The following is a 20,554-nucleotide window of genomic DNA, read 5'->3' on the forward strand; positions in this document are numbered from 1 at the left end:
AGGGACCGAACTGTCTTGCTACCATGTCCCATAAGTAGAGGGTGGATTTGCGGTAGGCAACCACTGTTGCGGGACACTTTGGAGACGACAAATGGGCAAATTGATCGGGTACGCACGAGTATCGACCCGGGCACAGGACAGTGACCGGCAGATCACCGACCTGCTAGGTGCCGGGGTTCGCCGCGATGACCTGTACACGGACCAGGGAGTCAGTGGCGCCAGGGCCAGTCGGCCCGGATTCGAGAAGGCACTGGAAGCCCTGCAGGAGGGCGATACCCTCGTGATCACCACCCTGGACCGACTGGGTCGATCCACCGCCAACATGCTGGATCTTTCCAAAGCGCTTCGGGAGCGCGCAATCGGGCTGCGGGTGCTCAATCTGGGAGGCGGCGACGTGGACACCGGCACCCCGATGGGTTCGATGGTCTTCACCGTCATGGCGGCACTGGCGCAGATGGAGCTGGAAATCAAACGGGAACGGATTACCGATTCAGTGTCCAAACGCCGGGCGGCGGGCAAGGACTTGGGTGGGCGGCGGGAACGATTCACCAACAGCCAGATCGACAACGCCCGACGCCTGATCGACGCCGGTCAGCCGGCCACCCACGTTGCTCGGGACCTGGGCATGTCCCGAGCAACCCTGTACCGGCGCATCGCAGGGATTGAAGCCAAACACTGGATCGCTACTCAGGGCTGATTCTTGTCGGGCGGGACAGCTATAGGAATCTCAGGCCTTTAACGATCATGACCAAGTGCTTAGCGCCAACCGCTGTACCACCGGTCCCCAATGCCGGGACCATCCTCAGGCCCAAAGTCAGATATTCATGCCGCTGACGTCATTCGGTAGCCGAGGGAGGCTTGGGCAGCTCCCAGACCCTGGCGAATTCGTCCGCAACCTGCGACCAGACCAGCCGAATCCCATCCTCGACCGAGTCGATCCCATCGGCTAACGGCGGGAAGACGACGAATTCGTGTGGGATGGTTCTGCCGGCTCTGTCTTGCCGTCCCAGCGGGTCGGGGAAACGCAGCGCCACCTTCTCGCCGACGCGGCGCCAGACTTCCGGATCATCCCCGACACTTGAGAAGACCTCGTGGTAGGTCGGGAGCGGATCCTTGAAACGCCCGTTGCGGAGAAAACGGAAGCCCCAGGCTCGGCCACGAGTGGCCCAGATAAGGCTCATCTTTGGCTCCTGAGGAGGATCTGTTCCTTTTCGCCCTGCTCCAAGTCCATCCGGAAGCCGGTCAACGTGGCTGTCATGTAGTCATTCTTGGCCAGGGCTTCGGAGTTAGCCTTCCGCAGTTTGTCCCCGGCCAGCTGGACAGCGGCATTCACGACTTCCTTCGAGAAAACAAGACCTACAAGTCTCAGCAAAGGTCCTACCGGGCCAGGGGGCTGGAACTTGTTTCCGATCAGCGCAGCGGCCAGAGTACCGGCTCCGCTGAGCAGGTTCTCGGCCACCTTGCCGGGGATCTGTTTCGCCCGTGCCCACCGGAGGTGCCGCTCGAATGGGAGTATGGCAGCCATCGGCAAGATCAACTCCAAGCCAATCCTCTTGGCGACCTCGATCTTTTCTGCACCGAACTTCGCTGATGAAAGCAGCACGAAGTCCTCCCCCACCGACAACGCGTCGCTGCCTTCCACCAGCCCAGCGAGCACCTCGCGCAACGCGTTGATGTCCTCGCCGGCCTTCTCGATGAGAAGGTCCCTGAAGTTGAAGACGTCAAGGTCAGGCAGCAGATCGGATTTTGACAGGGCCATAATCCAGATCCGCGGAAACTCGACGAGTGGCTTGCCTCCCTCCAACAGCTCATCCTTGAGCGACAGCAGTCCGTTGCGGAAATTGGCCAGCAATGACTGCAGGTACCGTTCCTCCTCCCCGGCGTTGTCCAGCAAGCGCTGGCCGTCAACCAGCAGAAGAGCGACATCGGAACCCAGCAAAGACCTGAAGGTGTCGACCCTGCGCTGGGCTTCCTCTGGCCCGCTGACGTCCTCCTCGAACCACTCTCCCGGGTAGTCGTGCCAAACGAGGCGCAGTGCGTCGAAAGGACTAGATTTCATTGCCTTCGGATCAAACCCGTCCTTGAGCTTGATGGAGAAAGAGTAGGACGTGGCTGAGAAACGGTCGTGCGCGGGTAGTCGCGCTGAGTTTCTCATGCCAAGGTAGTTTCGATGCAGCCGATTGCCTTGGCCGGTCTCGTCAGCGACGACATGGAACAGACTGTCCTTGAGGTACTGGGACTCCTGCTTGGCTCCGTAGAACGAGGAAATCATGACGGTCTTGCCGCTGCCGCTCTCGCCAAAAACGGCAATGTGTTGCTCCAGCGCTCTCTTCAGTTCCATACGGGAATCTTACGGGAGCCGGCGTCCTTCCCCCCAGGTCACCGCGCCTTCGAACCCGAGTAGCCGTCAATCCATGTAAATCATAGATATAGTCACCAAGCTCGGATCTTTCACCCTATCGAAAACCACCGTTGGGAATGCTTGCCCGTCGAACATTTTGAATTGCGCATCCAGCGTCGAATCCGAGGCTTCCTTATCGGTGATCTCCGGCAATGACATTTCTATCCCACTGCAAGGACATGTCCAGTTGACTCCTAAGAACTTATGAAGGAGCTGCCAGGATTCCCATCCGGGATCCTAAATTGACGGGACGCGCTGATTCTCTGACGTCGGGCTGGGGTATACCCCAGAATGACAATCGGTAAACATGGTCTTGTTTTGCTTAATGCTGTCCTGCCATAATTCGAGCATGGACGACATCATTATTCGCTGGGTGGGGGAAACACCGACCGATGCATGGGGCCAGCTGGCGGCATTCACCAAGGACGGGAGCATTGTCGGCCAGGCGACCTACAAACGCTGGGAGCACAAACCCGAGTTCACCTACCTCAGTGGCTTCTTCGTCGACAACGAGTACCGGAAGCATGGTCTGGCATCGGACATGATGCATAAGATCTTCGAGCGTCTCGGTCGCAACCGTCCATACATGGTGACCCTGTCCGGAAACCTGGACCGTCACTTCATGGAGGCCATCGCCACCGAGAACGATGCGCCCAAGCTTTTCGAGATGCTTGAAGACCGCTCATACAAACCGATGAACTAACAATGCCCCTGGGGTTCTGTGCTTGGCCCCGGACCAACGGCACTCGCCTTCGCCAAGGAAACAGCTACCGCTTCACCACTGGTTGGAGGTGAAGTATTAACAACGCCCCTCATGGGTTGATGCCAGTGAGTCCCAATTACGCTGTCGGCGCCCTCCCGAGATCCCCATGTCGACAGACATGTCCCATCAAACGTCCGGTCCGGCCTTCCCTGCACCGGATATCACGAGACACCTTGTTGAGACCACGTTGTCGCCGTTTACCCATCTTTTTTCCTCTCCGGGAACAAGCCTCCGGATCTCAGCAAACGATCCTTTAATGGGACGGGCCATCGATGTGGCCGGAATGCGCGATGTATCCTTTGAAAGGAGGAACAAATGATTTCTGACTCGGTCCCATGGAAGCAAGAGCTTATTAAGGTAGCTGCCAGGTTGGAAAAGAAAACCACCCAAAAGCGATGGACCGAACGCTCAGATTTTCTTGTTGAAAGAGACATCATGATCGGCGCCTATACGATTCGCAAATTAATCGAGGCACCTGCGAAGCTGTCAGATCCCGTAAAGCAGCTCCACGTCCCCATATTGAGTTTCCCCCTCAAAGCGGATACCGCTCCACCAGATTGGTGGTCAGCGTATCGCTGGTGGGAGCACTACAGCTTAGAGGTCCCCAGCAAAGCACAGATCAACCTACGCACCTTTTGTAACCACGTAGTTCATAGCTTCGTGTTCGCTTTCCATCTCACAGACCAGGGCGAGGGACTCGCGGGCGTGTTTCTGAATTCAGAGTTCGAAAGCCAAAAAGCTCTCACATTCATTGGCACGGGAACATTAATCGAGCTCTTCCGTGCCGTAGGAAATGATGGCGTTTACAGCATGCAGATGAGTCGCGACAAGAATGGAAAGATGCAAGTTATCAAAGCGGAAGGACCTCCAGTAGCTTTTTCTCCGGCTGTCCAGATTCCGTTCTAGTCTCCGCCCTTAAGGATTTCAAACCAGCTTACGAACCAAGTATTCAAGGACGGCAGAGACGCATTCCCAATGCCAGTGGATCCAAGGTTGATCAGGGGATCCTTGATGTTTGGCGATGTTCCTGAGACGATTTAGTTCCGCGACGACTTCATTCGGGGTATGTGTGTGGTCGATATGTGAGTTACTGTCCTGAGTCAACAAGTTAAAGTGCTTCGTTCCAGGAAAATAGCCCAGCTCTTGACACATCGCCCGAAGTTCGGGCCAGGACATTCTATTCGGGTTGCTCTTAACCGTACGTTCCAGTTGCTGACTTACCTTGGACGAAGCCTGACCTAGGCTCTCTTTGTCGGTCCTATTGAGACTTTCCTTCATAATCTGTTCGGCAGCTGTATGGAGTTCCTCAAGTAGCACCAATCCCTTGATCCTGCCTAGCGCAAAATCCGCTAACATCTCCTCGGTGATGAACAGTCGCGTTTGCAAGACGGGAACTGCGGGAACTGCTCCTGCTAACTCGTACACGGGATAATAGAGAACTGTCTGTTTGGCACTGCGGAGTATCTGCAAAGGCTCATCGAAAAGTGAGTCACGGCCTCGCAAGAAAAGGTTCACGAACCCTAGTCCCAGACGAAAAGATTCGGAGGGCGATTGCGGTGAAAGTACCCCTTGGCAGATCAGCGGTAAGTCCATTTCCAACACTCGCCCGAGGAGGTCAAGCCTTCGTGTCTGACCGTTGACCTGACAATATATTTGATTCATGCCAATGCGTTGCGTCCGCCAACTGCATTTTAGTGCTCGCGCCCGGACCTTAGCTGCTCGCATGCAGGCCTCAACGAACGCTGCTTGCACCTCGGTGTAGACAAACTCGAAATCGAACCCTGCCATTTACTTCTAATGCTTCCTATAATAACTAGAGCGAGAATAGATCTTCACAGATTAAAGTGAGGTGTTTTCTTGGATATTCACAGTAGATAACTTCCCTTCTATTTCCCTATACAAGGGGAAGAAATTAAAGCAATGACCTAATACGGATGAGTCTAGGATCAGACCCTACCGCGCTGGACAGGGACATGCCGCAAAGTGCATACAATAGAGCCGTCCGGATCGATTCTGAAACCCATCCGGACAGCTCTGCACTAATGCCCAAAAATTCTCAACCCCGCCTTGGGGACGTCTAGGTGGTCATTTCAGCAAAGCGAGCGAAGAGGACCTCTTGGCGTTCTTTCTCTCCTGAACATGTTTTCTTGGATCCGAAGGCTCGATCGACGACGGCATCAAGTTTTCTGTGCGCAGCGGCTAGGGAGACAGGCATGGCCAATGGTTGGTAGATATCAGCTAGGGAACGGCCATGCAATATCTCTCGTGCGCTTAGAACCTCTTTGCCGGCCTCGATAAGCTTTGTCCGAGTTATTGTATCGAGCTGTGGCAACGGCAGGGTGTTCCAGACAAGTTTCTTGGAAAACCGGAGATCTGATTTCAAACGCCCGCCAACGGTCTTCTGCCAAGTTATGAACATGGACGACGAAACGATGGCAAACGCAAAACCGTCAGGATCCACAGCGGTGGAGTTGAGGTTGCTGCTGACAGTTTCCGGGTCGTACGACTGCGCGGTAAAGAAGTGCCGGTGCCCAGACACAACGTTTGGAATGCAAAGGTACCGTTCGGTTGGTTGCCCATTGAAATAGAACAGGTGCGGTGTCGCGGCCATGTCGCGTGTGGACGCCAAAGGACTGGCTAGGCGCATCGTTCTCACCGCTTCGAGCCGCGCCTTGAGTGCCGGCGATTTGCTGACGTCCGCGGGATCCAGGTCAACAAGCCAGAGGCACCAGCGCTTTTCATTGCGGACGAGTTCTTTCGCCCCGACGTAGGGACGAACATACTTGGCCATGATCGGATCGGCCATCACCTCGTTGTATTCGTCCAGAGTGACCACGAGGTTTCCCCCATCGGCAGGCAGAGATCCGTAGACCGCAGGAGGCAATTCCGGTGAAAGTGTCTTGTTGCTTCCGGCGACGAGAACGTTGGGGCCGTCCACCAGATAGGCATTGATGGTTGCCGCCGGTGTCTCCAGAGGAATACCTCGGAGATCGTCGTAGGTAAAAATTCTGCCGGGGGGGTTCTTCTCTCGGTCAAACCCGATGATCACGCAATGGACCGATGCAGCGTTCGTGGCTTCCGAGGTCCAGGCGAAAGTCCGGTGCGCAAACCTGATCCGCCAGCCTGCCTGGAATACGGATGCGAAAATGCGTGCCGGCTGATCGCCCTGCACGATGGAGTTGGTGGACACGAAGGCCCACCGCCCTCCCATGGTGTCCCCGTAGTAGTCCAGCACCTTGGCGTACCAGCCGGTCACGTAGTCCAGGCGGCCGGGGTTCTTCGTCCTCCAAACCAGTCGCAGGTCTGCAGCTTGTTCCTTGGATCGCGTGGCATGTCCCAGGAAAGGCGGATTGCCCATCACGATTGTCGAGGCCGAGGCCTCGACAATGTCGTTCCAGTCGAGTTGCAATGAGTTTCCCACGACAATGGTGGAGGACTCAACGAGTGGGAGCATTTCCGGTGCCAGACCCAGCGACAGGGCCATTTCCTGGTTGGCCTGATGGTTGACCAGGAACATAGCCGTCTGGGCGATGGTCGCTGGCCATTCCTCGAGTTCGATGCCGTAGAAGCTGGTCATCTTTACGGTGAGAAGTTCGCTGGCGTCAAAGACCATCTGTGCCGCGGATCGATCTAGTTCCTGGAGCCGCTTAAGGATGTCCAGCTCGAGCGTTCGGAGTTCACGGTAGGCGATGATGAGGAAGTTTCCGCAACCGCAGGCGGGGTCGAGGAAATGCATCTGCCCCATGTCCCGTTGCAGTTTCCGCAGACCAGCCGTGCTGTGTTGATTATCGATAAATCGCTGGCGCAGTTCGTCCAGAAACAGCGGTTCAATGGCCTTCAGGATATTGGTCTCGGTCGTGTAGTGCTCACCGAGACCGCGACGGGCGTCCTTAGACTTCACGGACTGGAAGAGGGAGCCGAAAATGGCCGGACTGATTTGCCCCCAGTTGAAGTAACAGGCCTCGATGAGCTTGTCACGCATGGTCTTGTCAAAGTAGGGGATCTCGATGGATTCGCCAAAGACCGACCCATTTACATAGGGGAATCGTTGGATCAGCTCGTCGGCCGCCTTGTACCGACTTGCGACGGGCTTGTTTAGGGCCTGATAGAGGACTGCTAATTGAGCACCAAGGTCCGATCCGTCAGGACTGGTTCGCGTCTCCAAATACTCAAGAAAGAGGTCGCGCTCCCAAAGCCCCGAGTCATCCGCAAATAGAGCGAAGAGAGTGCGGACCAAGAAGATCGAGGCTTGGTGCTCGTCGTAGCCAGTCTTCTCCAATTCCTCATAAAGGCTGGCCATTAGCTGGGCCGCCTTGATTGAGGCGGACTCTTGCTGCCGTGACCCAAAGGTGCGCTTCTGGTAGCCGGCAATGAAGCCGAGCCGTTCACATTCAGTGGGCAGATCCTCGAGCGCGAAGGTCACGGCTTCCACGCCGGGCGCAGCATCGAGGTCGCGAATACGGAAGGTAGCGAAGTCGCAGGTAACAACATAGCGCGGCATTGCTGCATCGGGAATCTTTGTAAGGTAGTCCATGGCTTGTTCCTCGGCCTTAACGAGGTTCTTACCGGCGGATTTCTGCTCGGCAATCATTGTCCCTGGCCAGAACACGTCAATAAACCCGCCGCTGCCATCGAGCCGTTTGGCCTGGGCCTCGAACTTTGCAACGCTTCGACGGCGGACGCCGTACACCGCGAATAGTTCAGTCCAAAACGACTGGGATTCCCCCTTCTCATAGGTCTCCCCTGCCCAATCCTTTACGAACGCAGCTGCGTTCTTCCGGATTTCCCCCCATGCAATCGGTTTATCACTCATTTCCTTATCATCTCAGGTCGGGGTGATTAAACGGATTAGAAACGGCCGTTACTGTTGATCCTGATCAAGAGGCGCACCCTCAATTCTGAGTTGAAGCATGCTTTGAGCCCTGGACGCGACCCGCCAATACCGACATAAGCGGTTGTCCAGAGGATGCACCTGCTCGGACCCCAGCAGACGAAAGATACAAAAATGACGTTCAAAGAAAAGCTGATCCTAGGGATCACCGCAATAGTCGTGATTATCGCAAGCATCGTTGCCTCCAATTTTTTCACGAAAGAAACCACCGAAGGGCTTACCTTTTGGGCCTCGACCATAGGAACAGCAATCGGAGGCATGATAGCCGTAATCGCGGCGGTACTCCTGTGGCAAGCAGAAGCACGCGCTGGGCGTCGGCAGGCCAAAATCGATTCAAATTCCAGAGCCGTCGTAGTAATCCTGAATAGCACGCGGAGAATGAAGTCGATTGTCGGTAAGGGGTCCGTCTATGACGAAGCGGGATATCCGTATGTAAAGGACGAAGTTGCAGAAAAAATCGCGGAGCTGGCGGCAGAAATTACCTCGGCAGTTATCTGGATCCGAAGTGACCAAGCCCGTTCAGAGCTCCTTGAAGCCAAGACTTACCTCACGACTAATAGTGATTTCATGATGCTTGGACCAGATGTTCGCTACGCAACGAGAATTCGTCACATATGCAACTGGATGGAAGAGCTTTGTGATGATCTGCTGTACCTAAAAAATGAACGAAAAGGGCTCACTCACCGAACAGAGTATGCGGAGGCCTGGCAGGAGGTTGAAGATAACTGGGCAGCAGAAGATCGCTGGCGTGAAGAAGAAAAAGTCAAAGCACAAGCCTCGAAGGATAATGCTAAATGGCAAGACTGACTGTCTAAAAACGCACCGCCCACTTGTCCCGTACCCATTTTAAGGGGCGCTTCCGGCTAATCGCCGATAACCGCACATATGAAATCGGATATCGGCATCGTCCTTCCCGCCTTCCTGTCAATTCTGCCGAAGCGACGATAGCCGAGGGGCGGTCACCGGTACTCTCGCTTCGAGGCTACGTGCGGTGCCTTTACTGATAATGCTCGAGTTCAGCACGGACGGTTGGTACTGGCGGAGTCCCTCGCCGCTCTACGTCGCTTGCGTCACGTTGCGGGCAAATGATCGATGGTCCAATGACGATTCCCCTTCGATCTCAATTATTGACTCCGGCCCACAAACGAAGAAGTTCACGAAGGCTGCACGCTGACCCTTCGATTCGGAATCGACTGTATCGACTCGCCCATACCGGCCGATCCGCCTTCGATGTGGGGTTCATAAATGGCGGACACGCTCGCATACTGGGTTGACGAGACCGCTTGCGTCACGGGCGGCCGGAATGCTGGACACGTCAACGCAGGAGTCCCTCATGAACGGCAAAGACAAATCGCAGTCCATCATGCGGCGAAAGCCCATCGACGAGATCGAGGAAGAGAACAAACACAGCGGCCTGCACAAGTCCCTCGGGCTGTGGCAACTGACAGCAATCGGTGTCGGCGGCATCATCGGAGTCGGCATCTTCTCCCTGGCCGGCCTGGTGGCCCACGGCAGCGGCACCGAACCCGGCGTCGGCCCCGCCGTCCTGATCTCCTTCCTGATCGCCGGACTGGCATCCGCAGCGGCAGCCCTGTCCTACGCGGAATTCGCCGGCATGATCCCGCGCGCCGGTTCGGCCTACACCTACGGCTACGTGGCCCTCGGGGAAATCATTGGCTGGTTCATCGGTTGGGACCTTTTGCTGGAGTACATCGCCATCGTGGCGGTGGTGGCCATCGGAATCTCCGGCTACTTCTCCGCCTTCCTCGCCGGGATCGGCATCAACATGCCCGACTGGGCGGCCTCCACCGCCGACGAGGGCCGGGGCGGCATCATCAACATCCCGGCCATCGCCGTCTGCGTCCTGGTGACCTGGATCCTTTCCCGCGGCACCAAGGCCTTCGGGCGCTTCGAACTGGTGGCCGTCGCAATCAAGGTCGTGCTGATCCTGTTCATCATCGGCCTGGGCATCTTCTACATCGACTCCGGGAACTACAACCCGTTCATGCCTTCCGGATTCGGCCCGGTCATGGCCGGAGCCGCAACCGTGTTCTTCGCGGTCTTCGGCTACGACGCCATGAGCACCGCGGCCGAGGAGTCCACCGACGGTAAGAAGCACATGCCCAAGGCCATCATCATTTCCCTGGTCATTGCCATGCTGCTCTACGTGGCTGCCACCCTGGTGCTGACCGGCATGCAGAACTACCGGGACATCGACCCCACCGCCGGATTCGCCTCCGCGTTCAACGGCGTGGGGCTCCCGGTCATCGCCACGATTATCTCCGTGTTCGCGGTCCTGTCCATCCTCACCGTGATGCTGACCTTCCTGCTGGGGGTCACCCGCGTCTGGTTCTCCATGAGCCGCGACGGGCTGCTCCCGGGCTGGTTCTCCAAGACCGACCGCCACGGAACACCGCAGCGCGTCACCTGGATCGCGGGCATCGCCTCCGCGCTGCTGGCCGGGGTCTTCCCGATCAAGGCCGTCGCCGACCTGACCAACATCGGCATCCTGGCCGCCTTCGTGGTCGTCTGCCTGTCCGTGATCATCTTCCGCTACAAGAAGCCCGACGCCCCGCGGACCTTCCGGCTGCCGTTCATGCCGGTGGTCCCCGCCTTCGGCATGCTGGCCTCCGGGTTCCTGATGCTGCAGCTGCACTGGGAAACCTGGCTGAGGTTCGGGGTATGGCTGGTGGTCGGCCTGGCCATCTACTTCACCTACGGCCGCAAGCACTCGCTGATGAACCCGGACAGCCCCCGGCACGGCGAGCGCGTAGTGCTGCCGCACGGGGAAACCTAGTCCATATCCATGGGCAACCACAGGTTTTCAGCAGCGTTCTGTGATCGCTTGGCATCGCTCGGTAGAGGGTATGCGAGGCGACTGACACCACCTCCAGCACCCACCTGGATCACTCTCCGCGCGTCAGTCTGGGCAGCACGTCGGTGGCGTCGTCCACTGCTTGGTATGCAGGAACAGCGAAATTGCTGGCGGCGATCTGAAACTTGACCTGTTCGAGTTCAACTTTGAGCTGATCAACGGTGGCACGGAACTTTTCAAAGTTCGCCTTATGACGCCTAGCTACGATGAAACTGACAATGGCGGCGATAATTGCCAACGGAAACGACACCAGTAGGGCTATGCCAGACGTGGCCAGGAATTCAAGTGCTATGGGAAGCGCCTGCTTGAACGCCATGAACTCGTTCACCCCGCCAACCACTGCATGCAGGGCGGAATCCAGCGGGACCAGATACCCCCCCACAACCGGAGTCTCAGCAAACGACGGAGCGCTCAGCGAGGATTCTTCCCCGGCAGACCAACGCGAATCACCAACAGTGCTCAGGACGTAGATCCCGGCACCAGCATTGAGTGCCGCAAAAAGCATGACGGAACCAACAACGGTCCAGTGAAGGCTACGCCAGCGATAGACGCCTAGCACAAGCAAAACTCCGGCGGCGATGCCCCACGAATAGCTGTGCAATTGTTCGAGGCTCAAGCTGCCCAGTAGTTCCATCAAGTTCCCCCACACCTTGCCGTTGGAGTCAATGTTTGCTCCAGACCGAAGCGATCCTATCCCGGCCATCCACGGAATGCCGCGGAGGTTACTGGCGCAGAGCTCTGACGTCGGCAGTTGTCAACGATGAGTATTTCTCGCCGGTTTGGCAAGCCCTAATGCCGGACGCGCAGTTCGGCCGCAACGAGTCCGTCCCGCCCTCGGTGGTGGAACCGGAGCCGGCCCTGCAACTGCTCCATGAAGCCGTGCTGGAGGCGCTGGTACTGCAGGTCCATCTGCTCGGCGCGCGCCATACCTGCTCGAACTACCGTCCGCACGTCACCCATGCCGAAACACACCTGCTGCCCGGCTACCACGTCCGGATCCGGCAGAAAGCGCTGGTGGATATGCGTCCGGATGGCAATCCACGATTGCGCCGAGTCGTGGCCGTCTGGGAACCCGAGTAGGACTTGCGCATCGCCACCATCGAAACCGCAGCCGACGGCACCCGTGCCACTCCCCCATTCGATCCCCGCGCTTTTGAGAATCCACGAGCCAAGGGGACTTCACGGTGGGATCCAATCATAGGCAGTAAGTTAGAGTGGCTGATTGCCAATTCATCCAGAACAAGTACCAGCATCAGTGAGGCACGAAAGATTGCGCGCATGGGAATCGACACGGACAAGGAACCTGCCCGGCAGATCACTCCGAATCCGTCAAACACCCGGAAACAGGGACTCTTGAAAAGCTCGCCGCGTGTCCGCCGCGAAGTGCCCACTCTGCTCGGAACGCAATTGTTGTTCAACGTTGGCTTCTACGCGGTGGTCCCCTTTCTGGCCCTGGTCCTCACCGAGGACTTCGGATTGGCCGGTGCCGCGGTCGGTCTCATCCTCGGCGTGCGCACCTTCGCCCAACAGGGACTCTTCATCGTGGGGGGAACCCTCGCTGATCGATTCGGCGCTCGGTCGGTCATCCTTGTGGGTTGCGCCGTTCGGGCCCTGGGTTTCTTCACGCTGGCAGCATCGCTGTTCACCGGTTCCCCGGTCCTGTGGCTGTTCATTGCCGGCACCCTGCTCACCGGTTTCGGCGGCGCGCTTTTTTCCCCCGGACTCAACGTTCTGGTGGCCGCGGCGGAAACCACGCGGCGGGGCGACGGGCATCCGGCTCCGCAACGGGTCACGCTCTTTGCCTGGCTGAGCGTCACCGGCGAAATTGGCGCCGTCGTCGGCCCACTCGTCGGCGCGGCACTGTGGGGCTGGGGCTTTGCCACGGTTGCCGGACTCGGAGCCGCCTTTTTCCTCGGCATTGGCGTGCTGCTCTGGCGAACACTCGGCAATCCCCCTCGCCCGGCGACATCCCACGCGGGAGCCACGCAAACCTCCCGACGGTCGTGGGGCAGCCTTCGGGACCGCCGCTTCATCGCGTTCGCCGGCCTTCATGCCGTGGACCTGCTGGCCTACAACCAGCTGTACCTGGCGATTCCACTCGAACTCGGACGGGCCGAGGTCGCCACCCAATGGCTTGGATTGGTCTTCGCGTGGGTCTCCGTCCTGACTCTCGTGCTGCAGTTGCCGATCTCATGGCTTGCCACACGCCTGGGCGCACCAGCGGCCCTTCGCATGGGCTACATTCTCGGTGCACTGGGTTTTTGCGTACTGGGGGTTCCCGGCATATTTTCCCCGGATCACGGAACAAGTCCAGTCACCATCCTGGCAGCGGTGACGTTGCTCGCGCTGGGGCACATGACGGCTCATCCCACCGCGCTCGGACTCATCCCCAGGTTTGCCGGAACGAAGCCGGTGGGTTCCTATTACGGCTTGCTTGCCACGTGCGGCGGCGTTGCCGTTCTCCTGGGCAACCTCCTGATCGGCGGGCTTCTGAACGAACCTTCGCCCCCAGGACCCGCCCGAATCCTTCCATGGCTGGTCCTCATCGTTCCGCTGCTGCTGGCAGCATTGCTTGCACCCGGGGTTGCCCGCCGGCTGCTCGCAAGGTCCGAGAAATCCACTGCTCCCGCAGCCAAGGTCATTCAATCTCGATGAATGCGATGCCGGGCCCCCTGGCCCGGATTCCTTCGCGTCCTCGTCCCGATCCCCCATGCTTCGGTCCAACAAGGGCCGGCCGCGGCAACTTTTTCGATGTTCACAGAAACGCATGCACCCTGGCGTTGGTGTGAAGGTTCCTTTGGCTCCAACCTCTTGCCGCACCTTGTTGCGCAATGCCGCAGACCGTCCACCAGCCAACGCAGAGCCATCCCCCATCCGATTGACCGTTTCCGGAGGATTCTTATTTCCTCGCAACAGCCGGGGGTTAGGGTATGCTTACCTAGGCTTTTTGCGATAGAGGGGCCGAACCATCACGCAATCTCAAAGGACCTTCATGAAATTGGGACGCCTCCACACCGCGACCGCGGCCGTCTTGCTCACTGCCTTACTGGCCTCATGCGGCGCCTCGAACCAGAACACCGCCGCCGAGGCAGCGGTCGACTCCGAGGCCCGTCTGGTCGTCGCCAACTTCCGCGCCCCTGTGTCCAACTGGGCGGTGGAGAGCGACGACGCCTACGTGCTGTCGATCGCGGGCTGCCTGGAAACGTTGGCCAGTTACGACCAGGTTGGCAAGAAGGTCGAACCCATGCTCGCCGAGTCGTGGAAGCAGGCTTCGGCCACCGAGTGGGACTTCAACCTCCGCGACGGCGTGAAGTTCCAGGACGGCACCGCGCTTGATGCCCAGGCGGTCGAGAATTCCCTGAACCACGTGCTGAAGGCAACCGCACCGGCCCGTGCGGTGAATCCCAAGACCATCACCAAGGTCAAGGCCCTGGACGCAGACACCGTGCGCATCACGACCCCCGCTGCGGATCCGCTGCTGCCCTATCGCATGGCCAGCGTGAATGCCGGGGTGCTCTCCCCGGCTGCCTACACCGCCAAGGGAATCGACCCCTTCGGCCACTGCACCGGCCCGTTCGCCCCGGTTTCCGAAAAAGCCGGCCAGTCACTGAGCATGGACCGAAACCCCAACTACTGGGGCGGCGAGGTGAAGCTGGCCGGAGGCGAGATCCGCTACATCACCGACGGGACCACGCGCTCCACCCAGGTCCAGACCGGGGAATCCGACATCGCGATGTCCATCCCCGCCACCAACATCGCCACGCTGGAAGCCGATCCGTCCGTGGAACTGGCCAAGGCCGACTCCCCCCGCACCGCAACGCTCTACCTGAACAATTCGCGGGCCCCCTTCGATGACCGGGAGCTCCGCCAGGCCGTCACCATGGCGCTGGACCTGCCGGCCATCGCCGCCAGCGTGTACGAGGGCATCGCCGAGCCGGCCACCGGACCGTTTGCCCCGAGCGAACCATGGGCCAACAGCGAATTGGGCGTCCCGGCGGTCAACCTGGACGAGGCCAAGGCCCTGGTCCAGAAGTCCGGCCATGCCCAGGACAAGCCGCTGGAGATCGTTGCCATCGTCGAGCGCGCCGAGTTCGCTTCGGTCGGCGCAATCATCCAGGAGCAGCTCAAGCAGATCGGGCTGCAGGCCAACGTCGTGACCAAGGCCTACGGTGCGGTGGAACCGGACCTGCTCGCGGGCAACTACGACATGGTGGTCAGCCAGCGCAACCGGATGATCGACATTGCCGATCCCATCGGCTTCCTGCAGGCCGACTACACCTGCGCCGGCGGGTACAACCTGAGCCACTACTGCAACAAGGATTTTGACGCCCTGATCGACCAGGCCGCCGGCGAGTCCGACGCAGCCGTTCGCCACACCCTCTACCGCCAGGCCGGCGACATCCTGGCCAAGGATGCGGTCAACGTCTGGCTGGTCAACGAACAGGCCATCGACGGCGTGGGCGCCTCGGTGCAGGGCTACGTGCAGGATCCCCTGACGCGCTACGTGTTCACCAAGGACCTGGCAAAGACCAAGTAGATTGCCTGTCCTGACGATACTGCTGCGCCGGCTCATCGGGCTCGGCGCAGCGGTCCTGCTCTCCTCCTTCGCCGTCTTCCTGGTGCCCTTCGTCGCCCCCGGGGACCCGGTGCGCAACCTGCTGCGCGCCCGGATGGATGCCGGCGTGGCGGATGAGCAAACGGTTCAGGCCTACGCCGAGCAATTCGGCTTGTACGACCCCCTCTGGGTGCAGTTCGGGCGCTGGCTGGCCCGCTTCTTCTCCGGCGACATGGGGATTTCCTATGTCAGCGGCACGCCGGTTGTCGAGACCGTGCTGCCGGCCGTCGGCGTCACGCTGCTGATCGCCGGGATCTCGATCCTTGTGGCCATGGCCGTCTCCATCGTGCTGGGAGTCGTCGCCGCGACCCGTGCCGGGCGCTGGCCCGACAAACTCATCACCTCGATCACCCATGCGCTGATCGCCATCCCCGAATACGCCATCGCGCCCCTGCTGGTGCTCCTGTTTGCCGTGAAACTCGCGTGGCTGCCCTCCGCGGGCTTCCATTCCCCGGCCTCCCTGGTGATCCCGGTCTTCGTGCTGTGCCTGCGCCCCATCAGCTTCTTCACCGTCGCCGTGCGCTCGGGCATCCTGCAGTCGCTGGGCTCCGAGCACGTGCTGGCCGCGCGGGCCCGCGGGCTGGGCCGCACCGGCGCGCTGCTGCACCATGTCATCCCGCATGGCCTGCTTCCGCTGTGGACCATGACCGGCGTCTGGTTCGCCGGGCTGCTGGGCGGTTCGGTGATCATCGAGGTCATCTTCGCCATTCCCGGCATGGGACGGCTGGTCTTCGATGCCATCGTCAATGCCGACATCCCGGTGGCCCAGGGCGGCGTGGTCCTCGTGGTCATCTGCGCGGTGCTGGTCACCAGCGCCGTGGACCTGGTGCAGCAGTTCAGCGACCCGAACGTACGTGTTGGAGCACGCCATGACTAAGAAATCCCTGTCCTTCGTGTGGCTCAGTCCCCCGGCACTCGTGCTCTACCTGGTGGTGGTGCTCACGGTGCTGGCACCCTGGGTGGCCCCCAGCGATCCAAATTCGCAGGTCTTGGCGCAGCGTCTGCAGGGCCCGAGTTGGGGCCACCTGCTGGGCACCGACGCCCTCGGCCGCGACACCTTGAGCCGGGTCCTGCACGGCGGACGATTCTCCCTGTCCGTGGCGCTGCTGACCACGCTGTTCTCGCTGTCGCTGGGCACCGTGCTGGGATTGCTCAGCGCGCTGCGCGGGGGCTGGCTGGACGAGTTCTTCCTGCGCGCCAACGACCTGCTGCTGGCCCTGCCGGAAATCGTGGTCGCCTTGTTGGTGATCGCGATCCTAGGGCCCGGGTTCACCTCGATGGTGCTGGCGGTGGGTGTGGTGTCGTGGACCCCGACCGCCCGGCTGGTCCGCTCGCTGGCCGTCCAGGTGCTTTCCACCGGTTACGTGGAGGCCTCCCGCCACGTGGGCGGTTCGCGGTGGTTCATCCTCCGCCACCATGTACTGCCATTTGTCGCCGGTCCGGTGCTGGCCCAAACCGCCCTGCGTTTCGGGCTGCTGCTGGTGCTGCTCGGCTCGCTATCCTACCTGGGCATCGGTGTCCAGCCCCCGCAGTCGGACTGGGGCTCGATGCTCGCCGAGGCCCAGCCCCACGCGATCCGCTCCCCCTGGGGCCTAATCGTCCCGGGTGCCGCAATCTTCATCGTCAGCTTCTGCGTGACCTTGCTGGGCAACCGCCTGACCCAGATGTTCAACGGCCACGACGTGCTTGAGCCCGCCGGCCAGGGGGAAGCCCGTGGCTAGCCAATTGGAAATCAAGGACCTGACGGTCCGGGCCGGGACGAACCGGCTGCTGGACGGGATCAGCTGCTCGGTTCACTCCGGCGAATTGGTCGCGGTGGTCGGTCGTTCGGGATCCGGCAAAACGATGTTGACCAAGGCCATCATGGGACTGCTTCCGGCCGGGTTGCAGGCCAGCGGCCAGATTCTGCTCGACGGGCAGCGGCTGGATACGCTCGGGGAACTCCACATGGACGCGGTGCGCGGTAAGAAGATCGGCATGCTCTTCCAGCAGCCCAAGCGGGTCATGAATCCGCGGATGACCGTCCGCGCCCACCTGCTCGAGGCCATGGGAGCCACCGGATTCCGCAAGCCAAGAAATGCCGAGAAGCGCATCGAGTCCCTGCTGCAGGAAGTCGGTTTGTCCCCGGCCGCCGAGATTGCCCGGATGCGCCCGGACCAGTTGTCCGGCGGCATGGCCCAACGGGTCATGCTGGCCATCGCCCTGGCCGGGGATCCCGCATACATCCTGGCCGATGAACCCACCTCGTCCCTGGATTCCATCCTCAAGGCCGAGATCCTGGAATTGCTGCGACGCAGGCAACTCGAACGCGGGTTGGGAATCCTGCTCATCACCCACGACATCGCCAGTGTCCAGCATATTGCGGACCGGGTCATCGTTCTCAGCGACGGTGCCATCGTCGACCAGTGCCCGACCTCGGCGATGTTTTCCGCGCCCCGGCACGAGAAGACCCGCGAGCTGCTCTCCGCCACGGCTTCCGTCACGAAGGAACCGCACGAGATCGGCACGCACAGTGTTCTGCGGGCCGATGCGGTGGGCAAGAACTACACCCGCCGCGCCAAGGGTGCCGCGGCGCTGAATCCCACGAGCATGAGCCTGCATGCCGGCGAAGTCCTCGGCGTCGTCGGGCGTTCGGGCTCGGGCAAGAGCACCTTCGCGCGGCTGCTCGCCGGCCTGGAACGGCCCACGCATGGCGAAATCAAGAGACAGTCGGAAGGGGCGGAATCGACCGGGGTGCAGATCATTCCGCAGGAACCCTTTGGTTCCTTCGACCCCGCCCTCGACCTGCGCACGAGCCTGATGGCAGCAGTCCACCGGCTCCCGGATTCCGAGGCCGCCCAGCTCATCAAACAGGCCGTCGATCAGGTCGGGCTGCCGGTCCGGCTCCTTGACCGCTTGCCGGCGCAGTGCTCCGGCGGACAGCTGCAGCGCATGGCCATTGCCCGGGCGCTATTGGTCCAGCCCGACGTACTGATCTGCGATGAATCAACCTCCGCGCTGGATTCCGTGGCCCAACGCCACATCCTCGATTTGCTGCTGCAACTGCGCGAGCGCATGGGCATCTCCCTGGTGGTGATATCCCACGACATGGACGTCATCCGCTATGTCAGCGACCGCGTTGCCGTGTTCTACGCCGGAAGCCTCGTCGAGCTGAAACCCTTGGCACAATTCCTTGCGGCACCCGAACACCCACACAGCAAACAGCTGGTACAGGCATTGAATATGGAAGACGACTTCTCGGATCTCGCCCTCGACAAGGCTCCCGCAATCTAGTCCGAACGTTCCGCGGTTGTGAACGGTGAACGGTTGCTGTCACGGTTCCCCGGTTGAAACCGATCTGTTGCCCCGAGACCAGCTCTTTTTCACCTTGGCCGCAACAGCGTCCCGCTGCCGCGCGACTTCACGGCAACGGGGACCACGCCCGCGACCCGCCAGCGAGTCATGGTCATTCTTCGTCCTACGGGCTCAATGGGCTTGCGGTCCGCACTGCGGAAACGACGTCGAGGATTCCGCCAGCGGTCGCGGCCGCGTCCTCCTGATCCGAGAGCAACGACGTATGGGTGGCCCCGTCGATGACACGGTGCAGGCTGTTGGTCGACAGCGAGGCAAGAGCTTTCTGCGGAGCTGCCCAGCCTGGCGCACTCCCGCTGCCAGCCGTCAGGACGACCAGCGGCTGGTCGGCGAAGTCCCCCAGCGCGGCAGCCTGCTGCGCCGAGGATCCCGCGTGGATGTACTCGTCTATCGTGCTCCGTACGTGATCGGGTGTCGCCCCGTCGGACAACCGGCCGATGCCGAGTCGGGCTGCGCCCGCCACCAGGGCGGAGAGACGGTTCATGGTGTCCTCGGAGCCGGCGCGGGCGGCCTGCGCAGAATCTGGTTCTGGTTCCGAAGCCGGTGCGGTCGAGTCCACCAGCACCATTCCAGCTGTGTCTTGGGGGTAGCGGGCAGCGAAAGTGAGTGCGTAGAGGCCGCCGAACGAATGTCCGGCCAGCACATACGGTCCCGGAATGTTCCCGCGCTGCAACAAGGTGTGGAGATCGGCCGCGACCTGCGCGCCGTCCTGCAGGGCGGTTGTCGAATCGCTCCACCCCTTTCCGGCCCGGTCGTAGACGCAGACCCGGGTGTCACCGGCAACCAGCGGTGCGATCAACGCTAGGTCGGATGACATGAGGCCCGCGCCAGGTTCGAGCACGACGGTAGGATTGCCTGAGCCGGTGCAGTTCAGGTACAGGCGGTGTCCGCCGACGTCGATCAACTGGCCCTGGGCCGGAGAAGCGGCAGAATCCACCACTTCGCGCACCGTTTCATAACCGCTACCCAGTGAAGCCAGCGCCAGCAGCGCAATCAGGGGGTAGAGCATAAAGCGCCCAATTCGGCTTCGAAGCTGTCGGTTGGCTTGGACGATCATCCAAACCGCTGAAACCAGCATGGCGGGTGGCCATACCCAGGCGAGCACTTCCCGCATCGGGGAGCCGAACGCCAGCAGAAGGAAACCGCCCAGACCCATGAACAACGCTGGAACGACGGCCCATTTCTGTGGTTGATCCGTGAACTTCACCGAGAGCACAGCCAACATGGCCCAGCCCAGCGCAAGCCCCAAAAGGACGGCGCCGTTCACGCTGCTTTCGGTAGCCGGAATGAACGGGGCGGTGGCCAGCAGCAGGGCAACGAGGACCCCCGCAGCCAAGGAGCCGGCCACGATCCAACCGAGGCGTCCCTTGCGCGAAGGACCAGTGCCGGAAAGACGATCCTGGTCCTTGGGCAGGCGGCTCGCGGCAGAGGCAGCCAGTATGGGCTCGGTTCCATGTTGTTCGGAGGCTCGAAGAGCGCTGTGCAGGCTGTTGCTCTCGCCGGTGGCGTTCTGGGCCGCCAGGTGCGTGCTTGGTTTTGCCAGTGGTGAAGGCTTCTGCGGCGATGTGGCTGAAAGTCGTAAGTTGTTCATGACTCAAGTCTCCTCAGCCGGCGCAGCTAGAGGGAGCAGTAAAAATGACCAGTATGAAAAGGATTCT

Annotated in this window: 17 protein-coding genes; 11 read left to right on the forward strand and 6 right to left on the reverse strand. The window is 60.4% G+C overall.

The features are described 5' to 3' along the window. The first annotated feature begins 91 nt into the window (after positions 1 to 91). Positions 92 to 697: a recombinase family protein gene (locus J2T21_RS14270; protein WP_307582099.1), complete on the forward strand. Its 606-nt coding sequence runs from the start codon at positions 92 to 94 to the stop codon at positions 695 to 697. Positions 698 to 836: 139 nt separating this feature from the next. On the opposite strand, the gene J2T21_RS14275 is transcribed toward J2T21_RS14270, so the two are convergent. Continuing rightward, entirely contained in the window at positions 837 to 1,181 is a 345-nt protein-coding gene (locus J2T21_RS14275; RefSeq protein WP_307582101.1) for a hypothetical protein, read from the reverse strand. Further along, positions 1,178 to 2,341, reverse strand: a complete 1,164-nt coding sequence (locus J2T21_RS14280; RefSeq protein WP_307582102.1) for a TRAFAC clade GTPase domain-containing protein — start codon at positions 2,339 to 2,341, stop codon at positions 1,178 to 1,180. The genes J2T21_RS14275 and J2T21_RS14280 overlap by 4 nt, the downstream gene beginning before the upstream one ends. A 409-nt stretch (positions 2,342 to 2,750) precedes the next feature. On the opposite strand from J2T21_RS14280, the gene J2T21_RS14285 reads away from it, so the two are divergent. Together J2T21_RS14285 and J2T21_RS14290 are read left to right on the forward strand one after the other, a co-directional pair. Beyond that, positions 2,751 to 3,104, forward strand: coding sequence for a GNAT family N-acetyltransferase (locus tag J2T21_RS14285; RefSeq protein ID WP_307582103.1), 354 nt, complete (start codon positions 2,751 to 2,753; stop codon positions 3,102 to 3,104). A gap of 375 nt (positions 3,105 to 3,479) precedes the next feature. Further along, positions 3,480 to 4,070, forward strand: a complete 591-nt coding sequence (locus J2T21_RS14290; RefSeq protein ID WP_307582104.1) for a hypothetical protein — start codon at positions 3,480 to 3,482, stop codon at positions 4,068 to 4,070. 18 nt (positions 4,071 to 4,088) lie between these two features. Here the strand turns inward: J2T21_RS14290 and J2T21_RS14295 are convergent, their stop codons facing one another. After that, positions 4,089 to 4,952, reverse strand: a complete 864-nt coding sequence (locus J2T21_RS14295; protein WP_307582105.1) for a hypothetical protein — start codon at positions 4,950 to 4,952, stop codon at positions 4,089 to 4,091. A gap of 289 nt (positions 4,953 to 5,241) precedes the next feature. Then, positions 5,242 to 7,977 (reverse strand): class I SAM-dependent DNA methyltransferase, encoded by a 2,736-nt coding sequence (locus J2T21_RS14300; RefSeq protein WP_307582106.1) that lies wholly within the window; start codon positions 7,975 to 7,977, stop codon positions 5,242 to 5,244. A gap of 192 nt (positions 7,978 to 8,169) precedes the next feature. Here J2T21_RS14300 and J2T21_RS14305 point away from each other — a divergent pair, with 192 nt between their 5' ends. Then, positions 8,170 to 8,862 carry a hypothetical protein gene (locus J2T21_RS14305; RefSeq protein ID WP_307582108.1) on the forward strand — a complete coding sequence of 231 codons (693 nt, stop codon included), beginning with the start codon at positions 8,170 to 8,172 and terminating at the stop codon, positions 8,860 to 8,862. Between the two features lie 526 nt (positions 8,863 to 9,388). Continuing rightward, positions 9,389 to 10,852 (forward strand): amino acid permease, encoded by a 1,464-nt coding sequence (locus tag J2T21_RS14310; RefSeq protein ID WP_307582110.1) that lies wholly within the window; start codon positions 9,389 to 9,391, stop codon positions 10,850 to 10,852. Between the two features lie 109 nt (positions 10,853 to 10,961). Here the strand turns inward: J2T21_RS14310 and J2T21_RS14315 are convergent, their stop codons facing one another. Beyond that, positions 10,962 to 11,567: a hypothetical protein gene (locus tag J2T21_RS14315; RefSeq protein WP_307582111.1), complete on the reverse strand. Its 606-nt coding sequence runs from the start codon at positions 11,565 to 11,567 to the stop codon at positions 10,962 to 10,964. A 155-nt stretch (positions 11,568 to 11,722) separates the two neighbouring features. On the opposite strand from J2T21_RS14315, the gene J2T21_RS14320 reads away from it, so the two are divergent. The 6 genes from J2T21_RS14320 to J2T21_RS14345 all read left to right on the forward strand — a co-directional run bounded on the left by J2T21_RS14320 (position 11,723) and on the right by J2T21_RS14345 (position 18,818). Beyond that, complete coding sequence (locus J2T21_RS14320; protein ID WP_307582112.1) at positions 11,723 to 12,010, forward strand: hypothetical protein; 288 nt, start codon at positions 11,723 to 11,725, stop codon at positions 12,008 to 12,010. 198 nt (positions 12,011 to 12,208) lie between these two features. Next, positions 12,209 to 13,585 (forward strand): MFS transporter, encoded by a 1,377-nt coding sequence (locus tag J2T21_RS14325; RefSeq protein ID WP_307582113.1) that lies wholly within the window; start codon positions 12,209 to 12,211, stop codon positions 13,583 to 13,585. 337 nt (positions 13,586 to 13,922) lie between these two features. Then, the gene (locus J2T21_RS14330) at positions 13,923 to 15,467 is read left to right on the forward strand and encodes an ABC transporter substrate-binding protein (protein WP_307582115.1); all 1,545 of its coding nucleotides are present in this window, start codon (positions 13,923 to 13,925) and stop codon (positions 15,465 to 15,467) included. A gap of 1 nt (position 15,468) precedes the next feature. Beyond that, positions 15,469 to 16,422: an ABC transporter permease gene (locus J2T21_RS14335; protein WP_307582117.1), complete on the forward strand. Its 954-nt coding sequence runs from the start codon at positions 15,469 to 15,471 to the stop codon at positions 16,420 to 16,422. Continuing rightward, positions 16,415 to 17,266 carry an ABC transporter permease gene (locus tag J2T21_RS14340; RefSeq protein WP_307582119.1) on the forward strand — a complete coding sequence of 284 codons (852 nt, stop codon included), beginning with the start codon at positions 16,415 to 16,417 and terminating at the stop codon, positions 17,264 to 17,266. Before J2T21_RS14335 ends, J2T21_RS14340 begins: the two co-directional genes overlap by 8 nt. Beyond that, on the forward strand, positions 17,259 to 18,818 hold the full coding sequence (locus J2T21_RS14345) for an ABC transporter ATP-binding protein (RefSeq protein ID WP_307582121.1): 1,560 nt from the start codon (positions 17,259 to 17,261) through the stop codon (positions 18,816 to 18,818). Before J2T21_RS14340 ends, J2T21_RS14345 begins: the two co-directional genes overlap by 8 nt. A gap of 184 nt (positions 18,819 to 19,002) precedes the next feature. Here J2T21_RS14345 and J2T21_RS14350 read toward each other — a convergent pair whose 3' ends face one another. Beyond that, entirely contained in the window at positions 19,003 to 20,487 is a 1,485-nt protein-coding gene (locus J2T21_RS14350) for an alpha/beta fold hydrolase (RefSeq protein ID WP_307582124.1), read from the reverse strand. Positions 20,488 to 20,554: the final 67 nt, after the last annotated feature.

Origin of the sequence: Paeniglutamicibacter psychrophenolicus, from assembly GCF_030812255.1 — a bacterium.
GTDB classification, from domain to species: Bacteria; Actinomycetota; Actinomycetes; order Actinomycetales; family Micrococcaceae; genus Paeniglutamicibacter; species Paeniglutamicibacter psychrophenolicus_A.